This is a genomic window from Paenibacillus tundrae (assembly GCF_036884255.1).
In the GTDB taxonomy this organism is placed as follows: domain Bacteria; phylum Bacillota; class Bacilli; order Paenibacillales; family Paenibacillaceae; genus Paenibacillus.
Map to the genome: position 1 here is coordinate 3,902,962 of NZ_CP145605.1, position 18,303 is coordinate 3,921,264.

At 41.7% G+C, this 18,303-nt stretch carries 17 protein-coding genes; 1 reads left to right on the top strand and 16 read right to left on the bottom strand.

Annotated elements, in window-relative coordinates; genetic code table 11:
- Positions 1 to 26: 26 nt before the first annotated feature.
- The 6 genes from V6W81_RS17450 to yneA all read right to left on the bottom strand — a co-directional run bounded on the left by V6W81_RS17450 (position 27) and on the right by yneA (position 4,676).
- Positions 27 to 896 (bottom strand): carbohydrate ABC transporter permease, encoded by an 870-nt coding sequence (locus V6W81_RS17450; RefSeq protein ID WP_338539901.1) that lies wholly within the window; start codon positions 894 to 896, stop codon positions 27 to 29.
- 12 nt (positions 897 to 908) lie between these two features.
- Positions 909 to 1,838 (bottom strand): ABC transporter permease, encoded by a 930-nt coding sequence (locus V6W81_RS17455; RefSeq protein ID WP_145047504.1) that lies wholly within the window; start codon positions 1,836 to 1,838, stop codon positions 909 to 911.
- Positions 1,839 to 2,415: 577 nt separating this feature from the next.
- Entirely contained in the window at positions 2,416 to 3,207 is a 792-nt protein-coding gene (locus tag V6W81_RS17460) for an HAD family hydrolase (RefSeq protein WP_338539902.1), read from the bottom strand.
- 28 nt (positions 3,208 to 3,235) lie between these two features.
- Positions 3,236 to 3,748 carry a hypothetical protein gene (locus V6W81_RS17465; protein WP_056689969.1) on the bottom strand — a complete coding sequence of 171 codons (513 nt, stop codon included), beginning with the start codon at positions 3,746 to 3,748 and terminating at the stop codon, positions 3,236 to 3,238.
- A 244-nt stretch (positions 3,749 to 3,992) separates the two neighbouring features.
- On the bottom strand, positions 3,993 to 4,202 hold the full coding sequence (locus tag V6W81_RS17470; protein ID WP_056689967.1) for a DUF896 domain-containing protein: 210 nt from the start codon (positions 4,200 to 4,202) through the stop codon (positions 3,993 to 3,995).
- Positions 4,203 to 4,298: 96 nt separating this feature from the next.
- Positions 4,299 to 4,676: a cell division suppressor protein YneA gene (yneA, locus tag V6W81_RS17475; protein ID WP_239291370.1), complete on the bottom strand. Its 378-nt coding sequence runs from the start codon at positions 4,674 to 4,676 to the stop codon at positions 4,299 to 4,301.
- A gap of 295 nt (positions 4,677 to 4,971) precedes the next feature.
- On the opposite strand from yneA, the gene lexA reads away from it, so the two are divergent.
- Positions 4,972 to 5,598: a transcriptional repressor LexA gene (lexA, locus tag V6W81_RS17480; protein ID WP_056689962.1), complete on the top strand. Its 627-nt coding sequence runs from the start codon at positions 4,972 to 4,974 to the stop codon at positions 5,596 to 5,598.
- A gap of 120 nt (positions 5,599 to 5,718) precedes the next feature.
- On the opposite strand, the gene V6W81_RS17485 is transcribed toward lexA, so the two are convergent.
- The 10 genes from V6W81_RS17485 to hfq all read right to left on the bottom strand — a co-directional run bounded on the left by V6W81_RS17485 (position 5,719) and on the right by hfq (position 18,220).
- Positions 5,719 to 7,020 carry an aldehyde dehydrogenase gene (locus V6W81_RS17485; RefSeq protein WP_338539903.1) on the bottom strand — a complete coding sequence of 434 codons (1,302 nt, stop codon included), beginning with the start codon at positions 7,018 to 7,020 and terminating at the stop codon, positions 5,719 to 5,721.
- 737 nt (positions 7,021 to 7,757) lie between these two features.
- Positions 7,758 to 8,042 (bottom strand): hypothetical protein, encoded by a 285-nt coding sequence (locus V6W81_RS17490; protein WP_338539904.1) that lies wholly within the window; start codon positions 8,040 to 8,042, stop codon positions 7,758 to 7,760.
- 339 nt (positions 8,043 to 8,381) lie between these two features.
- Positions 8,382 to 9,710, bottom strand: a complete 1,329-nt coding sequence (gene glnA, locus V6W81_RS17495) for a type I glutamate--ammonia ligase (protein ID WP_090916813.1) — start codon at positions 9,708 to 9,710, stop codon at positions 8,382 to 8,384.
- A 131-nt stretch (positions 9,711 to 9,841) separates the two neighbouring features.
- The gene (locus V6W81_RS17500) at positions 9,842 to 10,252 is read right to left on the bottom strand and encodes a MerR family transcriptional regulator (protein WP_145047238.1); all 411 of its coding nucleotides are present in this window, start codon (positions 10,250 to 10,252) and stop codon (positions 9,842 to 9,844) included.
- Between the two features lie 82 nt (positions 10,253 to 10,334).
- Positions 10,335 to 11,588 carry an aminotransferase class I/II-fold pyridoxal phosphate-dependent enzyme gene (locus tag V6W81_RS17505; RefSeq protein WP_338539905.1) on the bottom strand — a complete coding sequence of 418 codons (1,254 nt, stop codon included), beginning with the start codon at positions 11,586 to 11,588 and terminating at the stop codon, positions 10,335 to 10,337.
- Between the two features lie 84 nt (positions 11,589 to 11,672).
- Positions 11,673 to 12,959, bottom strand: coding sequence for a GTPase HflX (hflX, locus tag V6W81_RS17510; RefSeq protein WP_128101716.1), 1,287 nt, complete (start codon positions 12,957 to 12,959; stop codon positions 11,673 to 11,675).
- 155 nt (positions 12,960 to 13,114) lie between these two features.
- Positions 13,115 to 14,089 carry an AAA family ATPase gene (locus V6W81_RS17515; RefSeq protein WP_260985350.1) on the bottom strand — a complete coding sequence of 325 codons (975 nt, stop codon included), beginning with the start codon at positions 14,087 to 14,089 and terminating at the stop codon, positions 13,115 to 13,117.
- A gap of 180 nt (positions 14,090 to 14,269) precedes the next feature.
- The gene (locus V6W81_RS17520) at positions 14,270 to 14,833 is read right to left on the bottom strand and encodes a DUF402 domain-containing protein (protein ID WP_338539906.1); all 564 of its coding nucleotides are present in this window, start codon (positions 14,831 to 14,833) and stop codon (positions 14,270 to 14,272) included.
- 286 nt (positions 14,834 to 15,119) lie between these two features.
- Positions 15,120 to 17,810, bottom strand: coding sequence for a PBP1A family penicillin-binding protein (locus V6W81_RS17525; RefSeq protein ID WP_338539907.1), 2,691 nt, complete (start codon positions 17,808 to 17,810; stop codon positions 15,120 to 15,122).
- Between the two features lie 167 nt (positions 17,811 to 17,977).
- Positions 17,978 to 18,220, bottom strand: a complete 243-nt coding sequence (hfq, locus tag V6W81_RS17530; RefSeq protein ID WP_056689929.1) for an RNA chaperone Hfq — start codon at positions 18,218 to 18,220, stop codon at positions 17,978 to 17,980.
- Between the last annotated feature and the right edge of the window lie 83 nt (positions 18,221 to 18,303).

The window sequence follows — 18,303 nt, forward strand, 5'->3', positions numbered from 1 at the left end:
CAAATGAGAACTATATCGAATTGGGACTATTGTTTAACTGACCCCAACATGATACCGGTTACAAAGTATCTCTGAACAAATGGATAAATCGTGAGAATAGGTAAAATGGTAAGTACCATTGTAACGGATTTAATATTTGCGGCAATTTGAGTTAAGTTATCGGCCGAAGCACCTGCTGAAGCTCCACCGGTCGCGCCAGCGATCATATTACGCAAGTAAATCGTAACGGGAAAAAGTTCCTTTTTGTCGAGGTACAGGAATGCGGGAAACCAGGAATTCCAATGACCTACTGCATAAAATAGAACCATTGTTGCCATGACAGCTTTACTTAGTGGCAGTATAATTCTCAGCAAGATTCCATACGTATTCAGTCCATCAATAGCTGCGGCTTCCTCTAACTCCTCAGGCATATTTTCAAAGAATGATTTCATAATTAACATGTTATAGATACTAATTGCACCAGGAACTACAATTGCCCACATCGTATTGTTGAAACCAAGATAATTAATCAACACATAGTTTGGAATCAAACCTCCACTAAAGAACATCGTGAATACCGCAAACATGGTTAGAAATTTTCGTCCCATGAGTCTTTTCTTGGAGAGAGCATACGCAAAGATCGTTGTCATGAACATCGAAATCAACGTACCAACAACACTGTAGATAATTGTATTCTTATAATTGGTCCAGAACATGCTGTCCGCGGAGATCGTTTTGTACGTTTCTACATTAAAACCTCTTGGGAACAAGCTTACCTGACCTGAGTTAATGTAGGACTCGCTGCTGAATGATTGGGCTACAACATTAAGGAACGGATAAAGCGTAATGAATACAACAAGGATCAGAAAGATGGCGTTAAATACTTTGAACACTTTATAGGACTTAGATTCAATCATGCTGCCCCTCCTCTACCACAAGCTTCGCTGTGTCAGTCTGCGTGAGATTGCGTTAACCGAGAATACCAGAATCAATCCAATCACAGATTCAAATAACCCAATCGCGGTTGCATAACTAAAGTTACCTGTTCCCATACCGACGCGGTATAGATAGGTTGAAATCACGTCAGAAGTTTCATATATAAGCGGGTTGTATAAGAGCAAAATTTTCTCAAAACCAACAGCTAAGAAATTACCCATGTTCAATATAAGCAAGGTGACAATCGTTGGTAAAATACCTGGGATCGTAACATGAATTGTTTGTTTCCATCGGTTTGCTCCATCGATACGGGCTGCTTCATATAAGGAGTCATCGATCGTTGTCAGTGCCGCAAGATACAAAATGGCTCCCCATCCCATTCCCTGCCAAATTTCAGAGGTAATATAGATGGTTCTAAACCACTCTGCTCTTTGCATGAACGGAATGCTCTCACCCGTAAAAAAGGAGACTAGACTATTAATAGAACCATTTACTGAGGTCAATTGTAGAATCATGCCTGCTACGATTACGATAGACAGAAAATGTGGAAGGTACGAAGCAGTTTGCACGAATTTTTTGAAACGTTTGCTTTTCACTTCATTTAGCAAAAGGGCAAAAATGATTGGAACTGGAAAAGTAAATAGCAATGCGAGTCCACCTAACATTAACGTATTGCTAAACACTTTCCAGAAAGTTGGATCTTGGATGAACATTTGAAAGTATCTTAGTCCAACCCAGGTTTCTCCAAAGATGCTTCCCCCTGGTACAAAACGTCTAAATGCAATAATATTACCGATCATTGGTCCATATTTGAAAATAATAAGGTAAATAATGGGTAGAATTAACAATGAGTACAACTGCCAATCCTTGCGGAACATTGCTCCCATTGTTCTAAGCTTGCTCTCTTTACGTAAAGATGTCATCGTTAGTGTGGCTTTAGCTGTTTCAGACTCCATGTGTCACTCACTCCGATCCCTATCTTGATAATGTAACTGAGAAACAAAACTCCAATTACGACTCCACCTCTTCTTTGTGATGAAGACTATACCAACAGACCAATCTCACCCCCACTACGGAATAAACAAGCTGTAAATGTAAGCGATATCATTTTATTGGGTGATGTTGCATTCTCTAAGCGTTTTCCTCAGAGCAGCGTTGAATCTTTATCTTCTGTATTCCATTTAACTGAATCAAAGTTATGTAAAGCGCTTACAAAATAATTAAAAATAAATGTGGTATACTCAAACATCTCAATAAAACCAATATTTGAATTAACCACCCATCTCTTTTCCATATACTAGTCATACTAGTATGTTAGTTATATTCTAATCCAGGTAATACATTATTTCAATAACTTTTACAAAAAAATAATCGTTGGCTATGCTCTTAACAGTTGCTGATTTTTTTAAAAACAAAAAAACATCAATAACCGCGCTGGATGAACTTTCATCTCAAGACGAGTCATTGATGTTTGGTAATTAATCAACATCGTAAATCTCTTTAGAATGTAGAAATAATACGTTCCAATTCCGAAAGATGCTTAATCTCATGATCAGGTGTATACGTTTCGGCGTTCTCTTTGTTCTCGCGATTAATCCATACTGACTTAATCCCAGTTGATAAAGCACCGCGAATATCCGTCGTGAGCTTGTCTCCAACCATCATACTCTCTTCAGGTTGAACACCTAATTTGTCTAAAGCATACTGGAAGATAGATGGATCAGGTTTACCTTTACCAAAAGAACCAGAGATAATGATTTCATCAAAGAAAGGTACGATCTCAGGAACACCATCTAACTTCTCTTGTTGAAGAGCTGGACAACCATTCGTTAAAAGCAAAAGTTTGAACTTTCCTTGAAGATGACGTAACGTATCCATCGTTTCCTCATAGATATGAGGTCTCGATCTACGCTCTGCCCCAAACTGGGATGCCAATCTGTCCGCAAGATCTTTACGATCCACACCCAATTTCAAGAGACCACGATACCATGAATCCCTACGATACACTGGAGCAAGCTGCTCTAACTGGCGAAACTCCGGTTGATCACCACCTGTGAAGTTGGCCCACAGACCTTCAAATGGGTTGATTCCAATCATCTTGGTGAACGCAAATGTCTCGTAGGATTCATACAGATTCCGTGCTTCATTACGAACAGCTTCTTCAAGTTCCGCCGGATCAACGCCTGTCTCTTGCGCAGCTATAAGACAAGTTTCATGGAATGCTTCTCTAACACTGCGCTCATCCCATAACAATGTATCGTCTAGATCGAACAAAATCGCTTTTAACGTCATTACGGTCATCTTCCCCTTTATGCAGTAATTACTTTTGCTCGTAAGTTTCCACAGTAATCTGATGCGACTTAGCAAATCTCAAAAGACGCTCAGTAATCGCATCCGTATCGTAACGATTCAACAATTTGGTGAATACCCATCTCTTGCCACGACCGTTGTGTTCAATGACAACTGAGCCAGGCTCAATTCGGAACTTCACGATATCGTCAACGCCGATCGACCGTTCACGGTTACCTTTAATTGTCGCAATCGTACTGTTTCCAATCTTAAGGTAAGGACGACGAAGGAGAAAAATTACTGCCAAAAATACGTACAGCAGCATAGTAACCCAATCCCAGGTTGTCATTGGAGCTTTCACAAGAAATGTACTCATAAACAGATACAGAAATGCAAGTCCTATCAAGAATATAGGGAACAACAGGCTGCGACCTTTAAAAATATCGACTCCTGGTGTACCTGAAACTTGCTGACCACTCTTTTTGCGTTGTTGATTCAACTGCTTAGAATTTTTCCGAACCGTTCTCTCGAACGAACGAGCCATGAGAATCCCCCTTATTGTCTTTGTATCGGCTTACATGACTGTAAACCAAAAGTTCCCTCTTATAAGAAAAACGTCTATCGACGTACTTTCAAAGAAGACAGACCGCGCTTAACTGAAGTTTTTCTTGCGATAATCGAATTGTTCAGCTTCGCCTGAAAACTTATAAATTCAATTATCTAAAAAAAACAGCAATCTCAAATAACAGTAAGAAACCTAAATATCGTAATGATATCATTAGGTTTCTCTAGTGTTTGAGTTTGCCTTGGCGGCCTTGATCTTTCTCATCATCCACAATTTCAATGGAATCTAACTGTTGTCTGAAATTGCTACGGATGTTGTTCAAATAAATCTCTCTAAGTTTAGCACGCTCAGCAAGCTCTTCCTCGGATAAACCAGTAGATTTCTGTTTGCGAGCCAATTCGTTAATACGTGCTACTAGGCTATCTATATCCAATCTTGTCCCCTCCAAAATTACAAAGTCATATTAACTTTGACATGATCAGGACGGGTTGTCAAGGTCAGCGGCGGTTAGCTGGTTAGAATCTACTCTTTATTGGGAAATCTGGGGCAAAACCAGTACTTGTCCAGCTCGAATTGTAGTCGATTGAAGTTGGTTCACTTGCTTAATTGCTTCTATATATACACGCGTGTCCATGCTCTCCGGTTTGTAATCTACAGAAATACTCCATAAAGTATCACCTTCAGAAACTGCAATTTTTCCTCCGGGCAACAAATCGTTCTCATTCCCGGCAAATACAGTGAGCACTGTACTGCATCCAACGATTATAATGAAAGCCGCCAAAGACAGTTTCAAAATCCAGGTTGGCATCTTTAACTGTGCAAATGATTTTTGGAAATTACCTATGTTAGTCTTAACCGCTTCGGAATTTACTGGTTCATAAATACTTTGATAAGTTGAATATCTCATTAAAAATCGACCTCCAAACATTTGTTCCTATCTGTTGAAATCAATATAACACGAACATTTGTTTTGTTCAACAACTTTTTTAGAACAATTGTTCGCTTATTTTTCGCTTCATTTCCGACTTAATTCTTCCTCAAGTTGTTCCTTTAGTCGCAAGTTGTATTTTCAATGCTTAAAATTCCATCTTTTTGTAGCAATTTTCTTGATTTTATCCCATTTTATTTAGAACTTATGTTTGTACGAACGGAGGTTCTATGTTATAATTTTCCCAAACGTTACTAAATGGGGTTGATACGGTATGTCGAAGATATCCAGCAGGCAACAGGCTATTCTGGAGTTTATACGCAATGAAGTCCGGTTGAAGGGGTATCCTCCTTCCGTACGGGAAATTGGAGAAGCTGTTGGACTAGCTTCCAGCTCTACGGTTCACGGACATTTGGATCGTTTGGAGAAGAAAGGTCTTATTAGAAGAGACCCAACGAAACCAAGAGCTATCGAATTGTTAAGCCAAGAAGAATCAGAGCACTCCCACCAGTTCGCTCACAGCGTTGCTCGCATTCCTGTTGTGGGTAAAGTTACTGCCGGTGTTCCTATCACAGCAACCGAGAACATTGAGGACTACTTCCCTCTTCCTACTCATTATGTAGGCGAACAAAAGGTATTTATGCTTTCTGTCGTAGGAGATAGTATGATTGAAGCAGGTATTGTAAATGGAGACTATGTGATTGTACGTCAACAACAAACTGCTGATAACGGTGATATCGTTGTTGCCATGACTGAGGATGACGAAGCTACAGTGAAAACCTTCTATAAAGAAAAGGATCATATTCGTCTTCAGCCGGAGAATGCCACATTTGAACCGCTGCGCTTGAAGCATGTTAGCATCTTAGGTAAAGTTATTGGTCTTTTCCGCGATATTCATTAATAAGGTTTGATTTTCAGTCTTCAATTTCTACACATGAAGTGAAATACACAAAAGAGGCTGTCCTATTGTTTAGGACAACCTCTTTTTTTCGTTACTTTTAACTAATGAAATAGTTGACGATTATTCGCTACGTTTCATAATACTTTTGTGATGGGAGAACACATCAAAGCTTTGCTGTCCATGATACGAACCCATACCACTTTCCCCCACGCCCCCAAATGGCAGGTAATGCGAAGTCATATGAGATAGCGTATCATTAATACAGCCTCCACCAAAGGATACTTGATTCAGAACTTGCTCCTGTAATTGCTCATCTTGTGTGAATAGATATAACGCCAATGGTTTTGGACGACGAACAATCTCATCTAACACGGGGTTAAGATCTTGATAGGTCATGACCGGAAGAATCGGGCCAAAAATCTCTTCCTGCATTATTGCTGAACTCCAGTCAACATCCCCTAATACTGTCGGTTCAATAAGCAGTTGATCACGTTCAGAACGACCACCAATCAGCGCTTTACCATCTTCCAGGAATCTCGACACTCGATCAAAGTTACGGGCATTAACAATGTGTGGGAAATCAGAGTTCTTCATTACGTCATTTCCGAATTTGTCCTGAATCTCTTCTTGAATTAACGCAATCAATGCATCATGTACCTGTTCATGTACAAATAAATAATCTGGTGCTACGCAGGTTTGTCCAGCATTGAGGTATTTACCCCGTACAACACGCTGAGCCGTAAGCTTCAGATCCGCATCCTTGTGAACAATGACCGGGCTTTTGCCTCCCAGTTCCAACGTAACCGGAGTCAGATGTTCAGCAGCGGCTTTCATAACGACGCGTCCAACACCCGTGCTCCCTGTAAAGAAAATATAATCAAAATGTTCGTTTAATAGCTCCGTGCTTGTCTCAACTTCACCTTCCATAACTGCAATGTACTCTCTAGGAAATACATCCTGAATCAGATCGTTGATCAGATGAGAAACTGTCGGTGTTAATTCGGATGGCTTAATAACGGCACAGTTCCCCGCTGCAATTGCTCCAATGAGTGGCCCAAAAGCTAGTTGGAATGGATAGTTCCAAGGTGCAATAATTAGTGCAACTCCGTACGGTTCAGCGTATATGGTACTTACTCCATCAGGTATAGCTGCAGCTGTAGGTACAGATTTAGGCGTAGCCCATTCCTCTAAATGCTCCAATGCAAAATCTAATTCTCCCAGTACGATTCGAATCTCTGAGCCGTATCCCTCAGCCTCTGACTTATTCAGATCAGCACGTAATGCATCTAATATGCGTTGCTGATATTTCTCAATTCCTACTCGTAGTTGCTGAAGAGCATGGATACGGTATTCAACGTTTTTAGTTTGACCTGTATAGAAAAATGTCCGTTGTTCGGAAACAAGTTGCTTCGCTTGATTCATATTAACATCTCCAATTAATGAGTTTTTTAATTTTACAAAATTTAATTGTTAAAAATATAATTTATTATAACGCATCCATATGAAACTTTCAACATATTAATAACAATGAACTATTTTACACTAATCATTGCTAATCATCCAAGGCCACACCTTTAAACACAGGAGCGTAACTTAACATATATAAGGCTACTAACACACACAACTATGTATACAGGTAAAACTGAGCGATAAATAACGTTACTCCTTCCCCATACTTTATGATGCAATATTGACTGCTAATTTGAACATCTAATTGTGATATTTACACTCATATAAGCGAATGCTCACCAGCAGTACATACTATTTACCGTTCTTTGATATTTCACCATAAATATACGTAACCAATCTATTGAGTATTTATTATCTTATCCGCATTTACTTAATAAAAAAGAACCTATACGCCATTAGGACTATAGGTTGAGTTATTCTACACTGTGGCATATGTAGTTATTTCGATAGATCCACGTCAACAGCACCTGTCATCTTTTTCCGCAAATGAAACATTCAAATAACATTCCACTTCACTAGTAAACTATGGATCTACCTTGTACTGGAACCACGCCAGACATTGCTGCATTACCCACGATTGACCCTTGGTTTATTGTAAACGCGATCGGCTTAGAGCCTGACAGGCATGTTAATTAACACATAGTATAAACAATAACCCGCAAACCATTTAGGTTAGCGGGTTAACTCTTTTACCCCAGATCTTGTACAACAGTTCCTGAATAGTAGGCTCTCACATGTGATGGGCTAACTTGAACAATATTAGTTCTTCTTAGCATACCGTAATAACCATCTGCATCAGAATAAAATTTAGTCGCAGGAATGTCAGCAGACGAAGGAAAATCTTGATATATCGTCACATTCTTTTGTTTATTCATAATGGTAATATCAGAGGCTTGACTTGCCATTACTGGTACAGAGATTGCCAAGAGGGAAAGAGACAAAACAGAAGCAGTTAATATTTTTTTCAAAGCCACAAGATCATCTCCTAGTATTTTTTATGCATCACAAATACAATAATACTATTTTTTTACAATTATTTATGTGACATTTGATACACTAATTCTCTGAAATACATAATCACTGTACTTGATCTCTGTATTAAATCTAAGTTCTAACTTATCTCTAATCTATCGATTTTTAGTAGTCTATTGGAATTATTTTCACGGTTTGAATCACTATGATCCGCTCTAAGATCAGAAGTTGTGGGCATTCGAGGGGATATTCGGGGGGACAATTGCTTACACCGCACTAAAAAACCATTTGCCCACAAAAAGAAAAACCCCTCACGCCATGTGGCGCAAGGGATTCGGGGATTAGTACAGTGTGATATATTGATCGCGTTCCCATTGGTGGACTTGCGTACGGTACATATCCCACTCAATTTCTTTCAGCTCGTAGAAGTGAGCCAGGGCGTGGTCGCCAAGAGCATCACAGATGACTTCGCTACGGATCAATTCGTTCAATGCTTCTTTCAGGTCAGCTGGCAAGCTAGGAATGCCTTCTTCCACACGCTCTTCTTCTGACATGATGTAAATGTTACGGTCAATCGGAGCTGGTAAGGAAAGCTCACGTTTGATGCCGTCCAGACCTGCTTTCAATAAAACAGCCAAAGCTAGGTAAGGGTTAGCTGCCGGATCCGGGTTACGCACCTCAACACGTGTACTCAGACCACGTGAAGCTGGAATACGGATCATTGGACTACGGTTACTTGCAGACCATGCTACGTAACATGGTGCTTCGTAACCTGGTACAAGACGTTTGTAGGAGTTCACAGTCGGGTTAGTGATTGCTGCAAACGCACGAGCATGCTTCAGAGTTCCAGCCATGAAGTGACGTGCAGTTTTGCTCAAGCCCAGTTCGTCCGACTCGTCAACAAATGCGTTTTCATTGCCACGGAACAAGGATTGGTTACAGTGCATACCGGAACCGTTCATACCGAACAATGGTTTTGGCATAAATGTAGCATGCAATCCATGCTGACGCGCAATCGTTTTAACAACGAGTTTGAACGTTTGGATCTGGTCTGCCGCTTTCAATGCATCCGCATATTTGAAGTCGATCTCGTGTTGACCTGGAGCTACCTCGTGGTGAGATGCTTCGATCTCAAAGCCCATTTCTTCAAGTGTAATTACGATGTCGCGACGACAGTTTTCACCAAGATCTGTTGGCGCAAGGTCGAAATACCCACCTTGGTCATTCAGTTCGTTCGTTGGGTTTCCTTTTTCATCCGTTTTGAACAAGAAGAATTCTGGTTCAGGACCAACGTTGAAGGAAGTGAATCCCATTTCTTCGGCTTCCTTCAGGTTTCGTTTCAAGATGCCACGTGGGTCGCCTGGGAATGGGTTGCCATCTGGCAAGTATACGTCACAGATTAAACGCGCAACGCGATTGTCGGATACCCATGGGAAAATAAGCCAAGAGTCAAGATCCGGATAGAGGTACATGTCGGATTCTTCGATACGAACATAACCTTCGATGGAAGAACCATCAAACATCATTTTGTTATCCAAAGCCTTCGTCAACTGGCTTACAGGAATCTCAACGTTTTTGATCGCCCCCAGCAAGTCGGTGAATTGCAATCGAACGAATCGTACGTTTTCTTCTTTGGAGATGCGGAGAATGTCTTCTTTTGTATAACTCATGATTCCTCTCCCTTTCTTATCTGCGTATTTGGCTTGCTTGTTATATTTGTACATTAGAAAGTTCCACGGGTCAAGGCGTCATGCTTGCCAATTGAATGATTTACTCTCACCCTCCCGGTTATACAAGCTTACTATTTATTAAAAAAGCGGGAAAGCTCTCCCTGAATGAGAGATACTTGTCCAGGTCTCTTACCTGACACCAATTGTTGTTTTAACAAACGATGTAGTTGTGTATCCGATAACTCTCTGCGCTTCACTTCCGTATCGGCTGTAATCACAGTCGCTTCTTCGGATTCTTTAGATACTGGATTCATCACTTGCTTGATACCTGCAATGTTAACGCCTTTTTCAATCAGAGCCTTAATTTCGAGCAAACGCTCAACGTCATTGAATGAGAATAAACGCTGATTACCTGATGTTCTCGCAGGAACAATCAAGCTGTGTTGCTCATAATAACGAATCTGCCGTGCGGACAGATCCGTTAGTTTCATTACGATACCTATCGGGAATAAGGCCATATTTCTGCGAATTTCGTCACCCATGTTCATCAACCTTCCAGTCATCTATTCTTGACCTTATTGTACATTTAGATGTTACCAAGTGTCAATGACGTGTTAGATAAACTCACAATAATTTGCGATCTTTCATTGCTTGTAATGCCATCAAAACGCCATATTTGACGTGGGAGTATGTTAATCCACCTTGCATATAGCCAATAAAAGGCTCACGAATCGGTGCATCCGCCGATAATTCCAAGCTTCCGCCTTGAATAAATGTACCTGCCGCCATAATGACAGGATGTTCATATCCTGGCATATCCCATGGTTCCGGTACCACATGACTATCTACTGCTGCAGCGCGCTGAATCCCTTGTACAAAAGCAATTAAATGCTCTGCAGAGCTGAATTGTACTGCCTGAATCAGATCCGTACGTGGTTCATTCCATGCCGGCTTAGTCACGAAACCAGATGCTGCAAACATTGCTGCTGCAAAGGTACTTCCTTTAATGGCTTGTCCAACAATCGTAGGCGCCATGTAAAGTCCCTGATAGATTGCCCGAGTTGTTCCCAACATGGCACCGACTTCACCACCAATGCCAGGTGCGGTCAGACGATATGCAGCAAGCCTAACATATTCTTCTTTTCCACATATGTATCCACCGGTCTCAGCAATTCCTCCGCCAGGGTTTTTGATCAACGATCCTGCCATTAGGTCTGCACCCACTTGGGTTGGTTCAAGCTGCTCCGTGAATTCACCGTAACAGTTATCGACAAATACAATAACATCTGCCTTGATCGCTTTCACTCTTGATACCATCTCTGCGATCTCGTCAATGCAGAAGGAAGAGCGCCAGTCATAGCCACGCGAACGTTGGATGCCGATCACTTTTGTCGCTGGTGTAATGCACTTCTCTACTGCTTCCCAATCGACACGACCATCGTCAAGCAATGCCGTCTCTTGATAGCCAATTCCAAAATCTCGAAGAGAACCGGTGCCATCACCTGGCTTACCAATAACTTTATGCAATGTATCATAAGGCTTACCTGTAATGTACAACAGTTCGTCCCCTGGACGCAGTACTCCAAATAGAGCTGTCGCAATGGTGTGTGTACCTGACGCAAAATGAGGACGTACCAGCGCAGCTTCTGCGCCGAATACGTCCGCATATACCTCGTCCAACACTTCACGACCACGATCATTATAGGCATAGCCTGTAGAACCTGCGAAGTGAAAATCACTTACTTGTCTACGCTGAAAAGCATCAATCACTTTCCATTGATTGTGATCCGTAATTTGATCTATCTTTTTCAATTGTTGCTCAATCTGAATTTCTACTTGCTGTTGAAGTTCAACAATTGTTGAATCAAAACTTGCCATCGTACTTCATTCCCCTTCATTGCTCGAATCTGACTCTTAATCGCATATATTGTGTCAACTTATCACATGAATGTGTCACGAATATTACGATTCGATGAAATCTTCAAGTAAATATCCGTATTTCTCATACTCACCAGTCTGCAACTCCACCTGATAAATAACATCATTCTCTTCAAATGTAGTTTCTACTACATCTCCGACTTTATATAACACCGAGGTAAGATCCCCACGTTCCGCAGGAATACGGAATCTTTTGGTTTCGCCCGTTAATTCTTCTTGGATACGTTCACGTATTTTCAGAAGATCAGCTTCGTCCAGCGCACTCACTTTGATGTGATCCTTATCCAGAGGTAACATTTCGAGTTGCTCAGGTGTACATGCATCTTTTTTATTGTAGAGAACCAATTGAGGCTTGTCCCCTGAACCAAGCTGTTGTAAGATATCAGCTACTGTTCTCATCTGATCATCACGCATTGCCGAGGAAGCATCTACAACGTGAAGAATGAGATCTGCTTCATTCACCTCTTCCAACGTTGCACGGAATGCTGCAATCAGATCATGCGGAAGGTTTTGAATAAATCCAACAGTATCGGTAAGTACAATCTCTTTGCCGCTCGGCAGTTCCATTGTGCGAGATGTTGGATCTAGGGTAGCAAACAATTGATCTTGAATATATACATCAGCTGAAGTTAGTTGTTTAAGCAACGTAGATTTCCCCGCATTGGTATAGCCAACAAGAGCAACCTGCACGATACCTGTCTTCTTACGGCGCTCACGGTGCAATTTACGGTGCCTTGTTACTTCCTCCAGATGACGTTTGAGATCATCTATACGACCACGAATATGACGGCGATCCGTCTCGAGCTTGCTCTCCCCTGGTCCCCGTGTCCCGATTCCACCGCCAAGCCGTGATAAGTTTTTACCGTGACCCGATAAGCGAGGTAACAGATAACTTAACTGAGCCAATTCAACTTGAATGATACCTTCCCGTGTATTAGCACGTTGAGCGAATATGTCTAGAATCAATTGTGTACGGTCAATAATTTTGAGATCCAACGCTTCTTCCAGATTACGAACCTGAGCCCCAGACAACTCCTGGTCAAAAATTGCCGTGGTAGCTCCCAGCTCCTCTGCTGCTGCACGAAGCTCTTCAACTTTCCCTTTACCGATGAACCACTTTGTATCCCGCGTCTCCCGATTTTGAGAGAGCACACTTAATACTTCTACTCCAGCTGTCTCAGCGAGCTTTACAAGCTCTTCCAAGGAATACTCTGGATTAATTCCAGATCGTTTAACTTCATCCGTAATCAAACTAACCAATATAGCGCGGTCTTTTTTAACTTGATCTGTATCATGTGTTCCACTTGTCATTAGTCAACTCACTCCTTATATCCACATCAACTCGTCCCATTTTCACAGAACGTTTTGGTATCGCATACTTTAAGCCGAACCGGTTAAACCGGCCGGCTGATCCAAAATTATATTATCGCTTACTTTAGCAGAAACTTCAAATATTCCAGTCAGCATTATTGGAAAATAATATGATTGTTCAGGCTCGTTTCCATCGTTTTGGAGGAGATATCTCTCGCTAATAGATCCATCAGATTTTGTTTGGAAATGTTACCTGGCCTGCCCATGAGTCTGACCGCTTGATGCCTAATTGCCTTTTCAATCACATTCCTAACATATCTGGCATTGCTAAAATGATTACGAATGTCTTTTTCGTATTGAATCAGTTCTTTTAATTTGATCATGGCATCAGACGTAATATTGTAGTCCTTCTCCGTGGCCATCTTCATCGCAATCAGCATCAATTCATCTGTAGAATAATCATCAAAGCTAATTTGTATAGGGAATCTTGAAGGCAGACCTGTGTTAATCTCTAAAAAATCCCCCATTTCATTCGGATACCCCGCAAGAATAATAATTAGATCCTCACTTTTATCTTCCATCACCTTAACAAGACAATCAATGGCTTCTTTTCCAAAATCCTTCTCCCCACCACGGGCAAGACTGTATGCCTCATCTATAAATAAAATGCCACCCATCGCTTTTTTGACTAATTCTCTTGTTTTTAATGCAGTATGCCCAATATATTCACCGACTAAATCTGCTCGTTCCACCTCAACAAGATGCCCTTTACTTAAGACGCCCATCCGATTCAACATCTTAGAAATAATTCGCGCAACTGTAGTTTTACCCGTTCCTGGATTGCCTTTAAAAATCATATGATAAACCTGCTTGCTGCTTTTTAGTCCTTGCTCATCTCGAAATTTCTTCACCTGAATCAGCGCGTAGATTTCGTATATCAGATCTTTTACTTTTTCTAACCCAATCATTTCTCGCATATCACGAAATATATCTGCTGCCGATTCATAATGATTACTGATTAATGCCATGTCTTCCGCTTGCTCGGATGTGATCTCTAAGAGATCCTGGCTTTTGAAAACAATATTAATGCGAGAATCGTTTACAGTTATTTTTCTGGCGCTCTCGTCCACAGTAATCACCTCGTTAAGACAGTATATGCGATTACTCGATTACCTCATGCAACCAATTCCAAGTTATCTGACGGAAGATTGTACGCTTATTTTCATTTTTCAAAAGCATACGAAAGAGGCATGGCTTCATTAAAATGAAACCACGCCCTGATCTTTCATAGTATAAACTATTGTAAAACATTAAATCTGAACGTTCTTTTTGAACTCTCCACTTTCGAACAACGTTTGTCGGTGCTTCAATGACAATTGAAAATACGGAAATACATGCGCATCGATTGCGTGCAGCAGTTCCTTAGCTGTCTTGTTTGCCAAGTCGTAGTCTCCGGTTGTAATGTGCTTGCGAGACAATGCATCTTCAAGCTCATCCTCGTCCAGCAGAAACACCTCTCCATCTTTTAACACGACAACATCCAAGTAAAGATCATCAAACCATGGAACCCCTTGATCCGTTATGCCTTGACTGCGGCACGTGTCAATATACCATTCTACGATACGCTCCTGATCATCAAACATTGCTGTGACGACAAAATGCTCTCCTTTGGGATAATACTGTAACCAAGAGTAACCTTTGTCTGCGATACAGAATGTGCTTCCCCCATAGGTTTTCCATAGAGGTTCTTTCAGATCCTGTATCGTATACAATGTGATGTATCCAGTAAATATTTTGGATTGAACAAACCGGCATGTAAATTGTCGGTTCGTAATCCGGCGCCAGTTTGCGCGATCCCCGAATTTCCGTTTCATACGAACCCCTCTTTGCCGACCACAGGTCATGACCTGCTCTATTATTGGTGAACAATGCATACGCCCCTTTACCGAACTTCGAGCAACCAGCTCTTATTCGGCTTTGCGCAGGCGTATTACGAATAGTTACAGCTTACCATATTTGAGTTATACACTCAAAATTAAGCTTTCACCCATCTCAATCGTTACCTTTCATTTGAAAAAAATCCAAAAAAAAAGAACCTACCTCCCGAGTTGATCGGGAAGTAGGTTCTTATGCATCAAAGATTGGAATCAGCGTAACGAACTATCCATCAGTTCCTGATTGAGTACTAGCTGGCGCATCAGGCTGTTGGTTTGTACCGTCACTACCAGGATCAGGGCTCACTACTTCCCCTGGCGTCGTAACGGTTCCACCTGTAGAATCATCACCAGTGTTACCAGGGTCAGTTGTGCCTTGATCCGGAGGAGTACCTCCATCTCCTGGTTGACCGCCGCCTTGATCCGATCCACCATTTCCATTTCCATTGCCATTATTGCCGTTATTACCGTTGTTACCATTTCCATTGTTTCCATTGTTTCCGTTGTTACCATTCTGATTACCGTTACCATTGTTGTCCCCAGGATTGCCGTTACCATTTGATCCATCATCCGGATTATCTACTCCCGGTTGCTCTGTGCCTGGATCCAATCCTGGATCCGGATCTGGCTCAGTTTCATCTGGTATCGCTTCCTGCGCTTCAATCATGAGAGAAATGGTATTGGTAGGTGCAGTTTCAACACCAGTAGCCAAATCATATGCAGTCACATAGTACTCGTAGGTTAGTCCCGGAAGAGCACTTAGATCCTGCGTACTGGTTGCTCCAATAGAATCAATAAGATGTGTAAACTGTGCTTCAGATGTTTCCTTCCGGTAGATCCGGTACTGTGTATTCGAATCACCTGTTCCTGTCCAGTTGAGTGATACAATTTGCGATGTAGGATCATACGATCCGCTCAAACCACTCACCGACAGTTGCGGTTGTTCCGGTTCTGGCTCCGGAATAGGTGTCTGACCGCCTTCCGGCGCCTTGAACTCCTTCACCGGTACACCTTTTAACGCATCGCTCATAACTTTAGCGAAGAAAGCAGCTGAAAGTTTACTACTGTTCTTAAGCATGTGCGTCGCATCAGGGTTGTCATAACCCATCCACACGGCGGCTGTCCATTCTGGCGTATATCCAACAAACCATACGTCACGGTTCGCACTATTGCCGGCGATTCCACTTTGAACAGTCCCTGTTTTACCCGCCACCGGTCGATCTAAGCGTGCAGAACGTCCAGTACCATCATTAACTACATTTTGCAGCATTTGAGTTAATTGATACGCATTCTGTTCACTCATAACACGAGTTGTGTCTGATTTATCATGCTTATAGATCGGTTTATCCGTGCTGTCTACGACCTCTTTAATTGAATAAGCCTGTTGGTACTCACCCAGATTCGCAAAGGCGCTATATGCCTGAGCCATTTCCAGTGTATTCGTACCTTTGCTCAGACCACCTAGTGCGATCGCAAGGTTCTTATCCTCATCTGCCATTTGAATACCAACACTTTTGGCAAAGTTTATACCCGTGTTCACGCCGATTTTGTCCAATAACCATACAGCCGGAATATTCTCTGATTTAGTAATTGCATCAGTCATACTAATCGTCGATGAATATCCATGCAGGTTATTCGGACAGTAATTACCGAAACATTGCTTCGCATTACTTAGAGCAGAGTTAGCATTGTAATCGCCTGTCTCAAGCGCTGGTGCATATGAAACGATCGGTTTAAAAGCTGAACCCGGCTGCCTGCGGCTCTGTGTTACCCGGCTATACCCTTTAGTTTGATAGTCACGTCCACCCAGAAGTGCAACGAGACTGCCATTTTCATGGTTCATAATAACCATTGAGCCTTGAACCTTCTGATCGTCTTTACTTTCTTCAAACAAGCTATCATCTGCAAAGGCTGCTTCCATTGCGGTTTGAGCCTGAGCATCCATCGTTGTGTAAATTTTGTATCCACCAATATTGAGATCATCTTCTGTTTTGCCAGTTACTCGCTCTGCTTCACGAAGAACATAGTCGATGAATGGCTGATACTTCTTCTCTTTCTCTGGTGGTGTATAGTCGTAATCAACAGCCTTCGCTTTGTCCATCTCAGCTTTACTAATGTAACCTTGCTCATACATGAGTTGCAGAACAACAGCACGACGTGCTTTGGAATCATTAGGATTACTCAGTGGATTGTAAGCTGATGGCCCTTTAGGCATGGCAGCCAACGTTGCAATTTGCCACAATTCTAATTCATTCAAATCTTTTTTACCAAAATAAAATTCTGACGCTGCTTTGATGCCATAACGCTGATGACCGAAGAAAATTCGGTTCAGATACATCGTTAAAATTTCGTCTTTTGTATATTTGCGCTCTAGCGCCATTGCGATGGATACTTCCGTTGCTTTACGGAAGAATGTTTTGTCTCGCGACAAAAACATATTTTTGGCCAATTGTTGAGTTAATGTACTACCACCCTCAACCATTGAACGAGCCATGACGTCTTTTACCGCGGCACGTCCGATTGACCAGATATCTACACCCTGATGCTCATAGAAACGTTTATCCTCTGTCGCAACAAAGGCTTCTTTCAATAATTTCGGAATAGCATCACTATCCACCGGTTCTAATTTCTTGATGGACAATTCACCCATTAGTTGACCATTGCGGTCATACACCTTGGACGTTTCATTAATCGTAGTTTTGTCCATATTGGCGTCGAGCAGCTTCTGCCCACTCACCATAATAAACAAATACCCACCTAGTGCACAGAAAATGGCGATTGCCATTGTGAAAAACAGTGTCCATCCAACGCGTTTACCCGTAATTTTTTTCTTTTTAGAGGTCTTTGGTTTCGCTTTTTTGGTTGACTTATTATTGCTATTGCGATTATTAGACCTCGACAACGGATCGTTTGGCATGTTACCTCCTGACTCCCTTTCGGTTGCGTAATTTCTATTCGTCTGTTGGCTAAGCTTATATTAAACTTATTTTGCCCGGAATGAAAAGAACAACCCTTATTCAGGTTGCTCTGCTTCAATTCCTATACATGTAGACGAAATGGTTGATAAAAAGGTTTCGTAATTTTTTAAGCTTCGCCGTTGTTGTCTTGCTGCATCAGCGATACGCTGCGTTGCGGCGTGAACGTGGAGATGGCGTGCTTGTAGACCATTTGCTGGCGTCCGTCGCTGTCAATGACGATCGTAAAATTGTCAAATGCCTTGATCGTTCCGCGGATTTGGAAGCCGTTGGTCAGATAGACCGTAGCAGGAATGTTTTCTTTCCGCAGTTGGTTCAAGAACGTATCTTGGATGTTGATGGACTTGTTCATTAGCCGTACCCCCATTGGTTCATTTGAATTCGTGATTAAGTAATATTCAATATCGCTGAGTAGCTTTCGTGCTATTATATCAT